Origin of the sequence: Streptomyces luteolifulvus, assembly GCF_008806595.1 — a bacterium.
GTDB classification, from domain to species: domain Bacteria; phylum Actinomycetota; class Actinomycetes; order Streptomycetales; family Streptomycetaceae; genus Streptomyces; species Streptomyces luteolifulvus.
This window is the reverse complement of sequence record NZ_VZRB01000002.1, coordinates 235,562-249,034: the sequence shown is the minus strand read 5'-3', so window position 1 is coordinate 249,034 and position 13,473 is coordinate 235,562. Positions and strand designations below refer to the sequence as shown.

The window sequence follows — 13,473 nt, the reverse complement described above, 5'->3', positions numbered from 1 at the left end:
CGCCGGACCGAAGCGCGGCGGGCCTCTTGACGGGCCGTCAGTGCAGGGTCAGGCGCCAGGTGGCACCCGTGACGGCCGGCCCGGCCCGCGCGTCAGCGCGTATCCGCCGATGCCCGCGAGCGCGGCCAGCACACCGCCCATCGCGGTCCACAGCCAGCGGTCGGACCACCAGCCGGAGGCCCAGCCGTCGTCCGGCTCGATGCTGGACAGCACCGCAGTTGCGGAGTCCGAACCGTCGTCGTCGGACGCCGACTTGACCGCGATCCCCGGCACCAGCGGCTCCGCCAGCGAGCCGTCCACCGCGGCCGAACCGCCGATGTCCTCGGAGCCGACCCGGACTTCGGCGCCGACCGTCAGACCCAGGTCGGATGTCGGGACGTTCACGACCGTCAGCCGGATGTAGTACGTCCCGGGCAGCGGGTCGTTGGCCCACGGCTCCGACCAGGCGCGGACGGTGCGGAGCGTGCAGGCCAGCTCCACGGTGGCCGTGCCCTGCGCGGCCGTGCGGGTCTGCGCCCCGTACTGGCAGGCCTGGCGGCGGCGCAGACCGTCGTACACGTCGATCTGCCAGGTCTCGGCGGCGTGCGACTCCGGCAGCTTCACCGTCGCCCTGACGGTGGGCCGCTGGGCGGCGTCCGCGGGGAACGACCAGTACAGGTAGTCGCCGGTGGACCCGCTCGCCGTCGCCCGCTGCCCCTGCTCGATCTCCGTCGCCGTACGGAACGAGGTGCCCGCCTCGGTCGGCGCCGCGGCGTCGTCGGACGCGCTCGGCGAGGGCGAGGAGTCGGCCGCCGCGGGGCCCGTTGCCAGCCCGAGCGCCAGCAGCGCAGCGCTCAGCACACGTGTGACACGCATCAGTTGGTCCTCCATACCGCGACCCGCCAGCGCGAGAGCCAGCCCCAGAGAACACCGGCGAGGAAGCCGGTGAGGATCAGCGCGCCGAGCAGCCACCAGCCGCGCCCGAGGCCGAAGGAGGCCACGTCACTCGCCGCGGACGGACTGTCCACGACGTCGACCGTCAGCTCCAGCGGCATGCCCGGAGTGGTCTTCACTCCGGCCGCCGCCGAGAAGGAGTTGGTGACCTGAAGGCACACGGTCTCCGCAGGGGCGCTGTCGTCGTCGCTCTCCGCCTTCGGGTACCGCAGCCCCGTGGAGACCACGTCCGTACGGCCGTTGCCCGCCGCCTCGCCGCGCACGATCTCCCGGCCCTGCACCGTGACCGCCCGCAGCAGCACGCCGTGGTCCGGGTTCACGGCCCGGTCGGCCGCGACGCTCACCGAGGCGCGCACCTCCTGACCCGGCTCGACGTCCACGCGGTACCAGCGCTGCTGCCCGAACTCCTCGCGGTCGGTGTACAGACCGGACTTCAGCGCCGGCGCGTTCGTGCAGTTTGTCGCGCCCTCGGTGGCCACGGGCGTCACCACCGGATCGGCCGCCCGGTCCACCAGCTGGTTGACCCGGTCGGTGAGTTCGTCGGTGTGCTCGACCGAGGTGTACGTGCCACCGGTCGCCTCGGCGATACAGCTGAGCTGCTTGCGCATCTTGGCGTTCGGGACCAGCCCGAGGGTGTCGATCGTGAGACCGATGCCCTTCGCCGCTATCTCGCGGGCCACCTCGCACGGGTCGAGCGGGGCGCAGGTGTCCTCGCCGTCGCTGATCAGCACGATCCGCTTGGAGCCGTCGCTGCCCTTGAAGTCGTCTGCCGCCTTCAGCAGCGCCGGGCCGATCGGTGTCCAGCCGGTGGGCGAGAGGGTCGCCACCGCCGTCTTGGCCTCGGTGCGGTCCAGCGGGCCGACCGGATAGAGCTGCGCGGTGTCCTTGCAGCCCGTCTTCTGGTCGTCGCCCGGGTAGTTCGCGCCGAGCGTGCGGATACCGAGCTCGACCTCCTCGGGCGTCGCGTCGAGTACCTCGTTGAACGCCTGCTTCGCCGCCGCCATCCGCGACCCGCCGTCGATGTCCCGGGCCCGCATGGAGCCGCTGACGTCGAGGACGAGGTCCACCTGGGGCGCGGGCTCACCCTTGGGTTCACCGGCCGCCGCCGGGGCCGGGAAGGCGATCCCGGCTGTCAGGGCGGCGAGCAGGGCGCACACTCCCGCCGCCAGCCGTTGTCTTGTGATCATCGGCGGATCCTAGTGATCGCAGGTGTCGTCCTCCAAAACAGGGCGTCACAGGAGGCGTCACAGCAGCGGACCGGGCAGCTCGGCCCACTGGTCCCCGGACGTCCCCCGCGACAGCCGCATCAGCGTCAACGCCTTGGCAGGCAGCGGCTCTTCGAGCAGCACGACCAGGTCCGGGGTGCGCGGCAGGTCCCGTACGGCGATCTCCAGGGCCGTCCGCAGCGCCGCCGCCGAACCCGCCGTACCGGCGAGGGCGCCCGCCACCAGGGAGCCGAACAGCTTGCGCCGCAGGGTGGTTTCGTCGTCCGTGACGAGCCGTCCGCTCAGCTCGGGGACCGGCACACCGTGCCGGGACAGCCGGGCCGGGCTGATACGGATGTCGGCCAGGTCACGGTAGACCAGGCGCAACGGGGCACCCGTCGGGGACAGCACCACGAGGAGGTTCTGGCCATGCGCCTCCAGGGCCACGCCCAGGTCCAGCAGACGCAGTCCGACGGTGAGGGCGAGGCGTGTGAAACCGGCAAGCCAGGAGGGGGATTCGGGCAGTCCGGTGGTGGCGAGCGCGGCCACCGGCACGACCCGCTCACCCCGCTCCGTGCTCGCGTACGTCTGCGGCGACTCGCGCACGACGGCCGCCAGGTCGGCGGAACCGGACGTGACGGCGCCCAGCGTGCGCGTCACCTGCAGGAGGTCGTCCGTGCGGCCGGCGAGGTCCTGCGCGAACGCCGACAGGGTCGCGGACACCGTGATCGAGTAGACCGAGATGTCCCGCACCGACGAGGTCAGCCGGGTGCTCAGCGCGGTCTTGACATGCGGCCCGCCGGGCAGCGCGAGGGTGCGCAGGGACATCAGCGGGTGAGCGGTGAGCGCCGGCTGGCACGGCCGCTTGAGCACATGCTCCGCCTGCCAGGGATGCACCGGGATCAGCAGCCGATCCCCGTCCCGCATCCCGTCCGGCCACTCACCCGTCACCAGGCACTCCTGCGCCCGGACCGGCACCAGGCCCAGCCCGACGAGCGGTCCGTGCTCGGGCCCGTACGCCAGCTGCTCGGCCACCGAGAAGCCGGGCCGAGAACGGCAGTTGGGGTGGAAGGGATGCCCGTCGACCACCCGCCGCTCCCACTCCCAGTCGCTCACCGGCCACTCGTCCGAGAGGGGCCCGCCGCCGGGCGGCTGCCCGGCCCGGGACAGCGCCAACGAGGCGACGCTGTGGCCGAGTTCCGCCGCGAAACCCGACCCGTGCGGCACGGCGAGCTCGGTCATCAGCCGCGCGGGATCGCCGTACGGCACCTCGTCCAGCCGCAGGACCGTGACATACGCGGAGGTGGCGTACGGGTCCGCACGCGGGCCGTGCAGACGGCGGCCGTCCGAAAGACGCACGATGAGCCCGTCCCGGTCCGCCGCACGGCCCGCGACCCACGGCAGCGGTTCATGGGCGAGCGCCCGCCACAGCCGGGTCAGCACGGCCGCCCGGGCACCGGGCAGCTCGGCCGCGTACCGCGCCACGAGGCCGGGGCGCAGCGCTGCCAGCTCCTCGGCGACCTCGGCCTCCGCGGTGGGGGAATGGTGCACGGTCGGGCTCCCTCGGGTACGGGTACGGCGTCACAGCGCCGGTTGGGACAGACATACTGATCGTCTCCGCCATCACGGACCGTAGGGAACGAGTGGATCGCGTGGATCTCATCCCCCCGCCCGCTGCGGGCGACGCCGCCGCGCCGCACGACGACGTCGCGGCCCGCGCCGACGCCTGCGCGACAGCGCCCCTGCTCAACTGCCTGCTGCGCGAGGTGGCCGAGCCGCTGCCGGACGCCGGTGAGCGGCGGGTGTACCGGCTGCCCGGCGGCCGTCTGCTGCGGGTACGCGGTGAGCGGCGGCCCGGCGAGCCCGAGGTGCTCGCGGACGGCCGCTGGCGGCGGGTCGGCCACACCGAACTGGTCAAACTCGTCGCCGAGGAACTGCGCCGGCACACCGGTCTGTCCAACCATGAACTGCCCACCGAGATGATCGACAGCCGGGACGCGGTGGCCGCGCTGCTCGCCGCCCGCGCGCGGGCGACCCCGCCCGACGACCCCTACCTGCGCTCCGAGCAGTCCCTCCTCACCGGCCACCCCCACCACCCCGCCCCCAAGGCCCGCGGCGGCGGCCCCGTGGCGGGCTGGCTGCCGTACGCACCCGAGGCGCACGCCCGCTTCCCGCTGGTGCTGCTCGGGGTGCGCGAGGACACGGTCGTCGAGGAGGGCGACACCTGTGCCCTCGACACCCTCGGCGAGGCCCCGCCGGGCTACCGGCTGCTGCCCGCGCACCCCTGGCAGCTCGACCTGGCCGGCCGGGACCTCGCCCCTGCCTTCGCCGACGGCCGGCTGATCCGGCTCGGCACGACACCGTTCCCGCTCTGGCCGACGGCCGCGATACGCACCCTGTACGAGCCCGGGCGCGACCTGTTCCTGAAGTTCAGCCTCGATGTGCGCATCACCAACGACATCCGCCGTCTGTGGCGCCACGACCTGCAAAGACTCCGCCGCACCGACGCCGCGGCCGCCTCCGCCCTCGCGGCCTTCCCGGGCCCCGCCGCCTGGCTCGGCGACCGCGGCTACCGCACCGCCGGTTTCGCCTTCGAGGAACTCGCCGTCCTCGTCCGGGACGGGTTCCGGGGCCACCTGCTGCCCGGCGCCACTCCGCTTCTCGCGGCGGGCCTGGTGGAGGGCTTCGAGGGCAGCCCGCCGGACCGGAGCATCGATCCCGCGGCCTGGTGGGAGGCGTATCTGGCGCAGGTCGTGCCGCCCGCCCTCGCGGCCTTCGCCGGCCACGGCGTCGTACTCGAAGCGCATCTGCAGAACACGCTGGTCGCCGTCGACGCCGACGGCCTGCCGGTGCAGGCGCTGTTCCGGGACGCCGAGGGCGTGAAACTGCTGGGGGAGGTGGAGCGGGCCGCAGGCTGGGAACGGCTGGTGTACTGCCTGGTCGTCAACCACCTCGGCGAGCTCGCCGCCGCCCTCGCCGAACGCCACCCCGGGTTCGCCCCCTGGCCCGCCGTCCGCCGCGAGCTGGCCCGCCGCGACCTCCCCGAGACCGCCGCCCTCCTCGCCTCGCCCACCCTCCCCGGCAAGACGAACCTGCTGCTGCGCTGGACCGGCGCGGACGGCGCCGCCGCCCGCTATCTGCCGCTGCCGAACCCACTGGCCGCCCCGTAATTGCCGGTCGTCACCCCGAGCCCCTGCCTTACCCTGGCCGGTGTGCTGCGCGATGTGACCGCCGTTATATACGTGACCCCGCTGAGGTCGGGCGGCTCCGTGCCGGGAGTCGTCGAGGCCGACGACCTGGGCACGTACGTCGTGAAGTTCACCGGCTCCGCGCAGGGCCGCAAAGCGCTGGTCGCAGAGGTGATCGTCGGCGAGCTGGCCCGGGCCCTCGGGCTGCGCTTCCCCGAGCTGGTCCTCGTGCACTTCGACCCGTCGATCGCCGAGCACGAGCCGCACCAGGAGGTGCGTGACCTGCACGGCGCGAGCGCGGGACTCAATCTCGGCATGGACTACCTGCCGGGTGCCGTGGACTTCACCCCGGAGGTCGCCCAGACCTTCCGCGTGGACCCGCTGGAGGCCGGCAGGATCGTCTGGCTGGACGCCCTGACCGTGAACGTCGACCGCACCGTCCACAGCTCCAACCTGATGGTCTGGCCGGCCTTCGGCGTCGCGGTCCCGCGCCTGTGGCTGATCGACCACGGGGCCGCTCTCGTCTTCCACCACCGCTGGGAAGCGTCCGATCCCGTGAAGGCGTACGACTTCCGCCATCACGCCCTCGGCCACTACGCGCCCGATGTGCGGGCGGCCGACGCGGAGCTGGCGCCGCGGGTGACGCTCGATCTGCTGCGGGAGGTCACGGCGGCCGTGCCGGACGCCTGGCTGGCGGACGAGCCGGGGACGCCACAGGACATCCGGAACGCGTATGTGGACCACCTCCACGCGCGCGTGCGGGCGTCCGCCGCCTGGCTCCCCATGGACTTCCCCACCCGGGAGGAACTAGCCGCCGAGGAGGCCCTCCGGGCGGCGCGCACCCGGCAAGGCCGCCCGAACTGGCTCAAATGGGTCCCGGACCTGCACGGCAGACCGGCGGTGGAACAGGATGGGGCGGTGCACCTGGGATGAGTGACGTCCGGCGCGTGGAGATCGAGTACTGCACCCAGTGCCGCTGGCTGCCCCGCGCGGCGTGGCTGGCCCAGGAGCTGCTGACGACCTTCGAGGCAGAGCTGACGGAGCTGTCCCTGAAGCCGGGCAAGGGCGGGGTGTTCGTCGTCCGGGTGAACGACGAGGTGGTCTGGGACCGCCGCGAGCAGGGCTTCCCGGAACCGACGGCCGTCAAGCAGGCCGTACGCGACCGAGTGGCCCCGGGGAAGTCCCTGGGCCACTCGGACGGATGAGGGGTGTTCAGCCCTCGAGCTGCTCGTACGCCGGCAGCGTCAGGAAGTCCGCGTAGTCCTCGTCGAGGGCGACCCGGAGCAGCAGATCGTGGGCCTGCTGCCAGTGGCCCGCGGCGAAGGCCTCCTCGCCGATCTCGGCGCGGATGTTCCGCAGTTCCTCGGCGGCCACCTTGCGGGCCAGCTCCGGTGTCGCCTTCACCGTCGTCCCCGCGTGCTCGAACTCGACGCCCGCGTTGATCCACTGCCAGATCTGCGAGCGGGAGATCTCGGCGGTGGCCGCGTCCTCCATGAGGTTGAAGATGGCGACGGCGCCGAGACCCCGCAGCCATGCCTCGATGTAGCGGAGGCCGACCTGCACGGCGTTGACCAGACCGCCGTACGTCGGCCTGGCGGCCAGCGAGTCGACGGCGATCAGGTCGGCGGCCTTGACGTCGACGTCCTCACGCAGCCGGTCCTTCTGGTTCGGCCGGTCGCCGAGGACCTTGTCGAAGGACTCCATGGCGATCGGGACCAGGTCGGGGTGGGCGACCCAGGAGCCGTCGAAACCGTCGCCCGCCTCGCGGTCCTTGTCCGCCTTGACCTTCTCGAAGGCGACCTTGTTGACCTCCTCGTCGCGGCGGGAGGGGATGAAGGCCGCCATGCCGCCGATCGCGTGCGCGCCGCGCTTGTGGCAGGTGCGGACGAGGAGTTCGGTGTACGCCCGCATGAACGGCGCCGTCATCGTGACCGCGTTGCGGTCCGGCAGGACGAACCTGGGGCCGCCGTCACGGAAGTTCTTGATGATGGAGAACAGGTAGTCCCAGCGGCCGGCGTTCAACCCGGAGGCGTGGTCGCGGAGTTCGTAGAGGATCTCCTCCATCTCGTACGCCGCCGTGATCGTCTCGATGAGGACGGTGGCGCGGATCGTGCCCTGCGGGATGCCGAGGTAGTCCTGCGCGAAGACGAAGACGTCGTTCCACAGGCGGGCCTCCAGGTGTGACTCCGTCTTGGGGAGGTAGAAGTACGGTCCCTTGCCGAGGTCGAGCAGACGCTGGGCGTTGTGGAGGAAGTACAGCCCGAAGTCGACGAAGGCGCCGGGGATCTGCGTGCCGTCGGCGTCGACGAGGTGACGCTCATTCAGGTGCCAGCCGCGCGGGCGCATGACGACGGTGGCGAGCTCGTCGTCCGGGCGCAGTGCGTACGACTTTCCGGAGTCCGGGTCCGTGAAGTCGATGGTCCGGGTGTAGGCGTCGATCAGACTGAGCTGGCCCTGGACGACGTTCTCCCAGGTCGGCGCCGAGGCGTCCTCGAAGTCGGCGAGCCACACCTTCGCGCCCGAGTTGAGGGCGTTGATGGTCATCTTGCGGTCGGTGGGGCCGGTGATCTCGACCCGGCGGTCGTTGAGGGCCTCGGGTGCCGGGGCCACCTTCCAGGAGTCGTCCGCGCGGATCGCGGCGGTCTCCGGGAGGAAGTCGAGCGCGGAGGTCCGGGCGATCTCGGCGCGGCGCTGAGTGCGGCGGGCGAGGAGTTCGTCACGCCGGGGCGTGAAGCGGCGGTGCAGCTCGGCCACGAAGACGAGGGCCGCTTCGGTGAGGACCTCCTCCTGCCGGGGCACGGGCTCGGCGTCGACGATGGCCAGCGGGGACGGCGCTGGTACGGACATGAGCTGTCACTTCCTTCGGGCGAACTACGTACGATGCCGTGGCACCGGGTGCCAGTGGATACTAGTTTCCTCATGATGGAAGTTCAATGATTTGTTGATGTCGAGACTCTCCGGGCCGAGAGACCAGGTCACTCCAGACGGGGCAAGTCGGCGACGGTGTCGATGTCGTACGGCCGCGCCACGTCCCCGCACTCCACGAGTGCCATCGCCTCCTCGTGCTCCTTCAGATAGCCGCGTGCCCCCCGGTCCCCGGTCGCCGTCGCGGCGATGCCCGCCCAGTGGGCCGCGCCGAACAGGACGGGATGACCGCGAACTCCCTCGTAGGCGGCCGAGACCAGCGACGACTCGTCCCGGTATGCGGCGAGCACCCGGGCCACCGCCTCCGGGCCGATGCCGGGCTGGTCGACCAGGAACACCAGCGCGGCCCGCGCGCCCGTACCGGAGAGCGAGCCGAGCCCGGCACGCAGCGAGCTGCCCATGCCCTGCTCCCACTCCGGGTTGTCCACCAGCACGCATCCGCCGAGCTCCGCGCGTTCCCGTACGACGGCCGCCTGCGCCCCCAGGACCACATGGACACGGGTGCAGCCGCCCGCGCGCAGGACGCCGGCCGCGTGTTCGACCAGCGGCCTTCCCCGGTGTTCGAGCAGCGCTTTGGGTCGTCCGCCGAGCCGCCGGCCGCCGCCCGCGGCCAGGAGCACTCCGGCGACCTGGTGTTCGTTGCGCGTCATGCGTCCTGCATACCTGACGCACGGGGGAGTGCCGGGTTTCGGTGGGCTGAATTTCCGTCCCGGCGGTGGCGCACGGGGTGCCGGGTGGCGTTTACTGGCCCGCGTCCCTCAGGTGCCCGACCAGCGTCGTGGGGGGTCTGCGACGGGAGCGCGCTGCAGTGCCCGGTGGTACTCGGCGGCGGAGGGCGGTAGGTGTACACAAGGGCGGGCTGGGGGGAGAGCTGTGTTGCGGAGCTTGGGGCAGAGGCCAGTGACCGGCAGCGACGAGGATCCGAGAGTGGCGGAACTGCGGACCGCGGTGTCCCGGCTCCGCCGCGAACTCGCCGCGCATCCGGCCGAGTTCCCGGACCGCGCCATCGCCGAGGACGAGCTTGCCGCCCTGGCCGCGATGGCCGCGCACGGCATCCCGGAGATCCCGCGGCTGCGCAGTTCCCTGCTGCTGATCGCGGGCGCGATCGGCTCCGTCAGCGCACTGACGAGGGGGCTCACGCAGGTGCGCGACGCGGTGGAGCTGTTCGGCGAGCCGCCGCGCCGCTGAGGCGCCGCCGGTGCCGGGACTCAGATCTCGCAGGCCAGCTCGTACCCGCCGCTCTGCATGTCCTCGCACAGGTCGTAGACGTCACTGAAGCGCTCGGTGAACTCGGGCGAGCCCTGCCAGGTGCGCATCGAGTCGAGGTCCTGCCAGGCGGCGAAGGACACGAAGGTGTTCGGGTTTCTGAGGTCCCGGATCAGACGGGCGCCGAGGAACCCCTTGTGCGCCCCTTTGGTCCAGGTGAGGAAGTCGCGCCAGCGGTCGATGAACTCCTCGGCGTTTCCCTCTTTGACCTGCCATCTTCCCGAGGACCAGTGCTTGTTCTCCTGGAGCATGACGGACACCTCGTTCCGCTGGGGGTCCCCCCGCTCTCAGGCTAGGCCCGGCCCTCCGCCCCCGCTCCCGGAGGCGGTCGGGCCCTACGCCGCCGGCCCCGTGCTGGTCAGTGCCTGCGAGAGTTCCGCCGCCACCTGCTGGAGCACCGGCACGATACGGTCCGTCGCCGACTCCGTGACCCGGCCCGCCGGGCCGGAGATCGAGATGGCCGCCGCGGTGGGGGAGTCGGGCACCGACACCGCGAGGCACCGCACGCCGATCTCCTGCTCGTTGTCGTCGACCGCGTACCCGCTGTGCCGTACGTCCTCCAGGGCCGCGAGGAAGCCCTCGGGCGTGGTGATCGTCTTCTCCGTCGCGGCCGGCATCCCCGTACGGGCGAGCAGGGCGCGCACCTCGTCGTCCGGGGTGTTCGCGAGCAGGGCCTTGCCCACGCCCGTGGAGTGCGGCAGCACGCGCCGGCCGACCTCGGTGAACATGCGCATCGAGTGCTTGGACGGCACCTGCGCCACGTACACGATCTCGTCCCCGTCCAGCAGCGCCATGTTCGCCGTCTCGCCGGTCTCCTCGACCAGGCGGGCGAGGTAGGGGCGGGCCCAGGTGCCGAGCAGCTTGGACGCCGACTCGCCGAGCCGGATCAGCCGGGGGCCGAGCGCGTAGCGGCGGTTGGGCTGCTGGCGGACGTACCCGCAGACGACGAGCGTCCGCATGAGGCGGTGGATGGTGGGCAGTGGCAGCCCGCTGCTCGCGGAGAGCTCGCTCAGTCCGACCTCGCCGCCCGCGTCCGCCATCCGTTCGAGCAGGTCGAAGGCGCGCTCGAGGGACTGGACGCCGCCGGCGGACTTGGCGGAGCCGGAGGTGCTGGCGCTGGACGTCGGCACGGCGCGTTCCTTTCGGGCGGGCGGAGGGCAGCAGCCTACCCGTCGGTCGGTTGACTCCCTGCTGGTGCACAGCTACGTTCTGTTTGTCGGAAGTCTAATTCCGCTCTGTGGAAACGTCCAGAGTGTGCGCATCGAGCGCACCCTGGGGAGTGTGCCTCTTGACGGTCGGGGGGCGGGAGGGAAGACTCCTTCAACAGAACGTTGAATTCTGTGGGGCGGAAGGGGCTCGGGTGTCCGACGCTGAACTGGTGCTGCGCTCGACGCGTGTCATCACGCCCGAGGGGACGCGCGCCGCGTCCGTCGCGGTGACCGGGGGAGCGATCACCGCCGTACTGCCGTACGACGCACCGCTGCCCGAGGGTGCCCGGCTGGAGGACCTCGGCGGCGACGTTCTGCTGCCCGGCCTGGTCGACACCCATGTGCACGTCAACGACCCCGGCCGCACCGAGTGGGAGGGCTTCTGGACCGCCACCCGCGCGGCGGCCGCCGGCGGCATCACCACGCTCGTCGACATGCCCCTCAACTCCCTCCCGCCCACCACGACGGTCGGCCACCTCCGGACGAAGCAGGCCGTCGCCGCCGGCAAGGCTCACATCGACGTCGGCTTCTGGGGCGGTGCGCTGCCGGACAACGTGAAGGACCTGCGCCCGCTGCACGAGGCCGGAGTCTTCGGCTTCAAGGCGTTCCTGTCGCCGTCCGGCGTGGACGAGTTCCCGCACCTCGACCAGGAACAGCTGACCCTTTCACTGGCCGAGATCGCCTCCTTCGGCGGCCTGCTGATCGTGCACGCCGAGAACCCGCACCGCCTCGAAGCCGCCCCGCAGCGGGGCGGCCCGCGATACGCCGACTTCCTCGCCTCCCGCCCGCGCGACGCCGAGGACACCGCGATCGCCGAGCTCGTCGCCCAGGCGAAGCGCCTCGACGCGCGCGTGCACGTCCTCCATCTCTCCTCGTCCGACGCGCTGCCGCTGATCGCCGCCGCCAAGGCGGAGGGTGTCCGGATCACGGTGGAGACCTGCCCGCACTATCTGACCCTGAGGGCCGAGGAAGTCCCGGACGGCGCCAGCGAGTTCAAGTGCTGTCCGCCCATCCGCGAGGCCGTCAACCAGGACCTGCTGTGGCAGGCGCTGGCCGACGGCACCATCGACTGCGTGGTCACCGACCACTCGCCGTCGACGGCCGATCTGAAGACGGACGACTTCGCCACCGCATGGGGCGGTATCTCCGGCCTCCAGCTGAGCCTGGCGGCGGTGTGGACCGAGGCGCGCGGACGGGGCCACGGGCTGGAGGACGTCATCCGGTGGATGTCCGCCCGTACGGCCGCCCTCGTGGGCCTCGACCGGAAGGGCGCCATCGAGGCCGGCCGCGACGCCGACTTCGCCGTCCTCGCGCCCGACGAGACGTTCACCGTGGACCCGGCGGCACTCCAGCACCGCAACCGGGTGACGGCGTACGCCGGCAGGACCCTGTACGGCATCGTGAAGTCCACCTGGCTGCGCGGCGAACGCATCCTGGCGGACGGCGAGTTCACCCAACCGAAGGGCCGGCTCCTCACCCGTACCCCCTGATTCCCGCCCCGCACCCGCGGCGGCCGACTCCCGAAAGGCAGACCTGATCACCGTGACGGCGACCGACAGCTTCACCGGCGACGCGAACCCCTACGGAGGCGGTGACCCGTACGCGGACTACCGCACCGCCGACTTCCCCTTCACCCGGTACGCCGACCTCGCCGACCGGCGGCTCGGCGCCTCCGTCATCGCCGCCAACGACGAGTTCTTCGCCCAGCGGGAGAACCTGCTGGTGCCCGAACGCGCCGAGTTCGACCCCGAGCACTTCGGGCACAAGGGCAAGATCATGGACGGCTGGGAGACCCGGCGCCGCCGCGGTGCCTCCGCCGAGCACCCCTGGCCGGCCGCCGAGGACCACGACTGGGCGCTGGTCCGCCTCGGCGCGCCCGGTGTGATCCGCGGGATCGTCGTGGACACGGCCCACTTCCGCGGCAACTACCCGCAGGCGGTGTCCGTCGAGGGCACCTCGGTGCCCGGCACCCCGTCGCCCGCGGAACTCCTCGGGGACGATGTGAAGTGGACGACGCTGGTCCCGCGCACACCGGTGGGCGGCCACGCGGCGAACGGTTTCTCCGTGGCGGTGGAGCAACGCTTCACCCATCTGCGCGTCAACCAGCACCCCGACGGCGGCATCGCGCGGCTGCGCGTGTACGGCGAGGTCGCCGCGGACCCGGAGTGGCTGGCGGTGCTCGGCACCTTCGACGTGGTCGCCCTGGAGCACGGCGGCCGTGTCGAGGACGCCTCCGACCTCTTCTACTCGCCGGCCACCAACACCATCCAGCCCGGCCGCTCCCGCACGATGGACGACGGCTGGGAGACCCGCCGCCGCCGTGACCGGGGCAACGACTGGATCCGGTACCGGCTGGCCGCCCAGTCCCTGATCCGCGCGATCGAGATCGACACGGCCTGCCTCAAGGGCAACAGCGCCGGGTGGGCGTCGGTCTCCGTCAAGGACGGCGAGGCCGCCGCATGGACGGAGATCCTTCCGCGCACCCGCCTCCAGCCCGACACCAACCACCGCTTCGTGCTCCCCGCCCCCGCGGTGGGCACACACGCACGCGTGGACATCTTCCCGGACGGCGGAATCTCCCGGCTGCGGCTGCACGGCTCGCTGACCGAGGACGGCGCGAGCAGCCTGGCGGCCCGGCACCAGGAACTGGGCGGCTGAGGCCGGGGCCGACCAGCCCGTCCGGCGTTCGACGCCCACCGATGAGTTGCGGGTGCCGCCGGGGTCTGAACTGATGACAGCAGACCCGTC

13 protein-coding genes are annotated in these 13,473 nt (G+C 72.3%); 6 read left to right on the top strand and 7 right to left on the bottom strand.

Annotated features, from left to right (window positions below; all coding sequences use genetic code 11):
- Window positions 1–48: 48 nt before the first annotated feature.
- The 3 genes from F7R91_RS03680 to F7R91_RS03670 are packed head-to-tail and all read right to left on the bottom strand — an operon-like array spanning window position 49 to window position 3,689.
- Entirely contained in the window at window positions 49–855 is an 807-nt protein-coding gene (locus F7R91_RS03680; RefSeq protein ID WP_150944387.1) for a hypothetical protein, read from the bottom strand.
- Window positions 855–2,120, bottom strand: a complete 1,266-nt coding sequence (locus F7R91_RS03675) for a VWA domain-containing protein (RefSeq protein ID WP_150944385.1) — start codon at window positions 2,118–2,120, stop codon at window positions 855–857. The genes F7R91_RS03680 and F7R91_RS03675 overlap by 1 nt, the downstream gene beginning before the upstream one ends.
- 57 nt (window positions 2,121–2,177) lie before the next feature.
- The gene (locus F7R91_RS03670) at window positions 2,178–3,689 is read right to left on the bottom strand and encodes an IucA/IucC family protein (RefSeq protein WP_150944383.1); all 1,512 of its coding nucleotides are present in this window, start codon (window positions 3,687–3,689) and stop codon (window positions 2,178–2,180) included.
- Window positions 3,690–3,781: 92 nt separating this feature from the next.
- Between F7R91_RS03670 and F7R91_RS03665 the strand changes: the two genes are divergently transcribed.
- The 3 genes from F7R91_RS03665 to F7R91_RS03655 are packed head-to-tail and all read left to right on the top strand — an operon-like array spanning window position 3,782 to window position 6,531.
- Window positions 3,782–5,308: an IucA/IucC family protein gene (locus tag F7R91_RS03665; RefSeq protein ID WP_150944381.1), complete on the top strand. Its 1,527-nt coding sequence runs from the start codon at window positions 3,782–3,784 to the stop codon at window positions 5,306–5,308.
- Window positions 5,309–5,350: 42 nt separating this feature from the next.
- Complete coding sequence (locus F7R91_RS03660; protein ID WP_150944379.1) at window positions 5,351–6,259, top strand: HipA family kinase; 909 nt, start codon at window positions 5,351–5,353, stop codon at window positions 6,257–6,259.
- The gene (locus F7R91_RS03655) at window positions 6,256–6,531 is read left to right on the top strand and encodes a SelT/SelW/SelH family protein (protein ID WP_150944377.1); all 276 of its coding nucleotides are present in this window, start codon (window positions 6,256–6,258) and stop codon (window positions 6,529–6,531) included. Before F7R91_RS03660 ends, F7R91_RS03655 begins: the two co-directional genes overlap by 4 nt.
- Before the next feature lie 7 nt (window positions 6,532–6,538).
- Here F7R91_RS03655 and aceB read toward each other — a convergent pair whose 3' ends face one another.
- On the bottom strand, window positions 6,539–8,173 hold the full coding sequence (gene aceB, locus F7R91_RS03650; protein WP_150944375.1) for a malate synthase A: 1,635 nt from the start codon (window positions 8,171–8,173) through the stop codon (window positions 6,539–6,541).
- 128 nt (window positions 8,174–8,301) lie between these two features.
- Complete coding sequence (locus F7R91_RS03645) at window positions 8,302–8,901, bottom strand: nucleotidyltransferase family protein (protein WP_150944373.1); 600 nt, start codon at window positions 8,899–8,901, stop codon at window positions 8,302–8,304.
- 250 nt (window positions 8,902–9,151) lie between these two features.
- Here F7R91_RS03645 and F7R91_RS03640 point away from each other — a divergent pair, with 250 nt between their 5' ends.
- Complete coding sequence (locus F7R91_RS03640; protein ID WP_150944371.1) at window positions 9,152–9,439, top strand: DUF5955 family protein; 288 nt, start codon at window positions 9,152–9,154, stop codon at window positions 9,437–9,439.
- A gap of 20 nt (window positions 9,440–9,459) precedes the next feature.
- Here the strand turns inward: F7R91_RS03640 and F7R91_RS03635 are convergent, their stop codons facing one another.
- Both F7R91_RS03635 and F7R91_RS03630 read right to left on the bottom strand, forming a co-directional pair.
- Window positions 9,460–9,768: an antibiotic biosynthesis monooxygenase family protein gene (locus tag F7R91_RS03635; RefSeq protein ID WP_150944369.1), complete on the bottom strand. Its 309-nt coding sequence runs from the start codon at window positions 9,766–9,768 to the stop codon at window positions 9,460–9,462.
- An 84-nt stretch (window positions 9,769–9,852) separates the two neighbouring features.
- Complete coding sequence (locus F7R91_RS03630) at window positions 9,853–10,647, bottom strand: IclR family transcriptional regulator (protein WP_150944367.1); 795 nt, start codon at window positions 10,645–10,647, stop codon at window positions 9,853–9,855.
- A 230-nt stretch (window positions 10,648–10,877) separates the two neighbouring features.
- On the opposite strand from F7R91_RS03630, the gene allB reads away from it, so the two are divergent.
- Together allB and alc are read left to right on the top strand one after the other, a co-directional pair.
- On the top strand, window positions 10,878–12,215 hold the full coding sequence (gene allB / locus F7R91_RS03625; protein WP_150944365.1) for an allantoinase AllB: 1,338 nt from the start codon (window positions 10,878–10,880) through the stop codon (window positions 12,213–12,215).
- A 52-nt stretch (window positions 12,216–12,267) separates the two neighbouring features.
- Window positions 12,268–13,383: an allantoicase gene (gene alc / locus F7R91_RS03620; protein ID WP_150944363.1), complete on the top strand. Its 1,116-nt coding sequence runs from the start codon at window positions 12,268–12,270 to the stop codon at window positions 13,381–13,383.
- The last annotated feature ends 90 nt before the right edge of the window (window positions 13,384–13,473 follow it).

Bases quoted from the DNA above. Each gene is read 5' to 3' on its own strand.
- F7R91_RS03680 (WP_150944387.1), bottom strand. From the start codon at position 855: ATGCGTGTCACACGTGTGCTGAGCGCTGCGCTGCTGGCGCTCGGGCTG.
- F7R91_RS03675 (WP_150944385.1), bottom strand. From the start codon at position 2,120: ATGATCACAAGACAACGGCTGGCGGCGGGAGTGTGCGCCCTGCTCGCC.
- F7R91_RS03655 (WP_150944377.1), top strand. From the start codon at position 6,256: ATGAGTGACGTCCGGCGCGTGGAGATCGAGTACTGCACCCAGTGCCGC.
- aceB (WP_150944375.1), bottom strand. From the start codon at position 8,173: ATGTCCGTACCAGCGCCGTCCCCGCTGGCCATCGTCGACGCCGAGCCC.
- F7R91_RS03645 (WP_150944373.1), bottom strand. From the start codon at position 8,901: ATGACGCGCAACGAACACCAGGTCGCCGGAGTGCTCCTGGCCGCGGGC.
- F7R91_RS03635 (WP_150944369.1), bottom strand. From the start codon at position 9,768: ATGCTCCAGGAGAACAAGCACTGGTCCTCGGGAAGATGGCAGGTCAAA.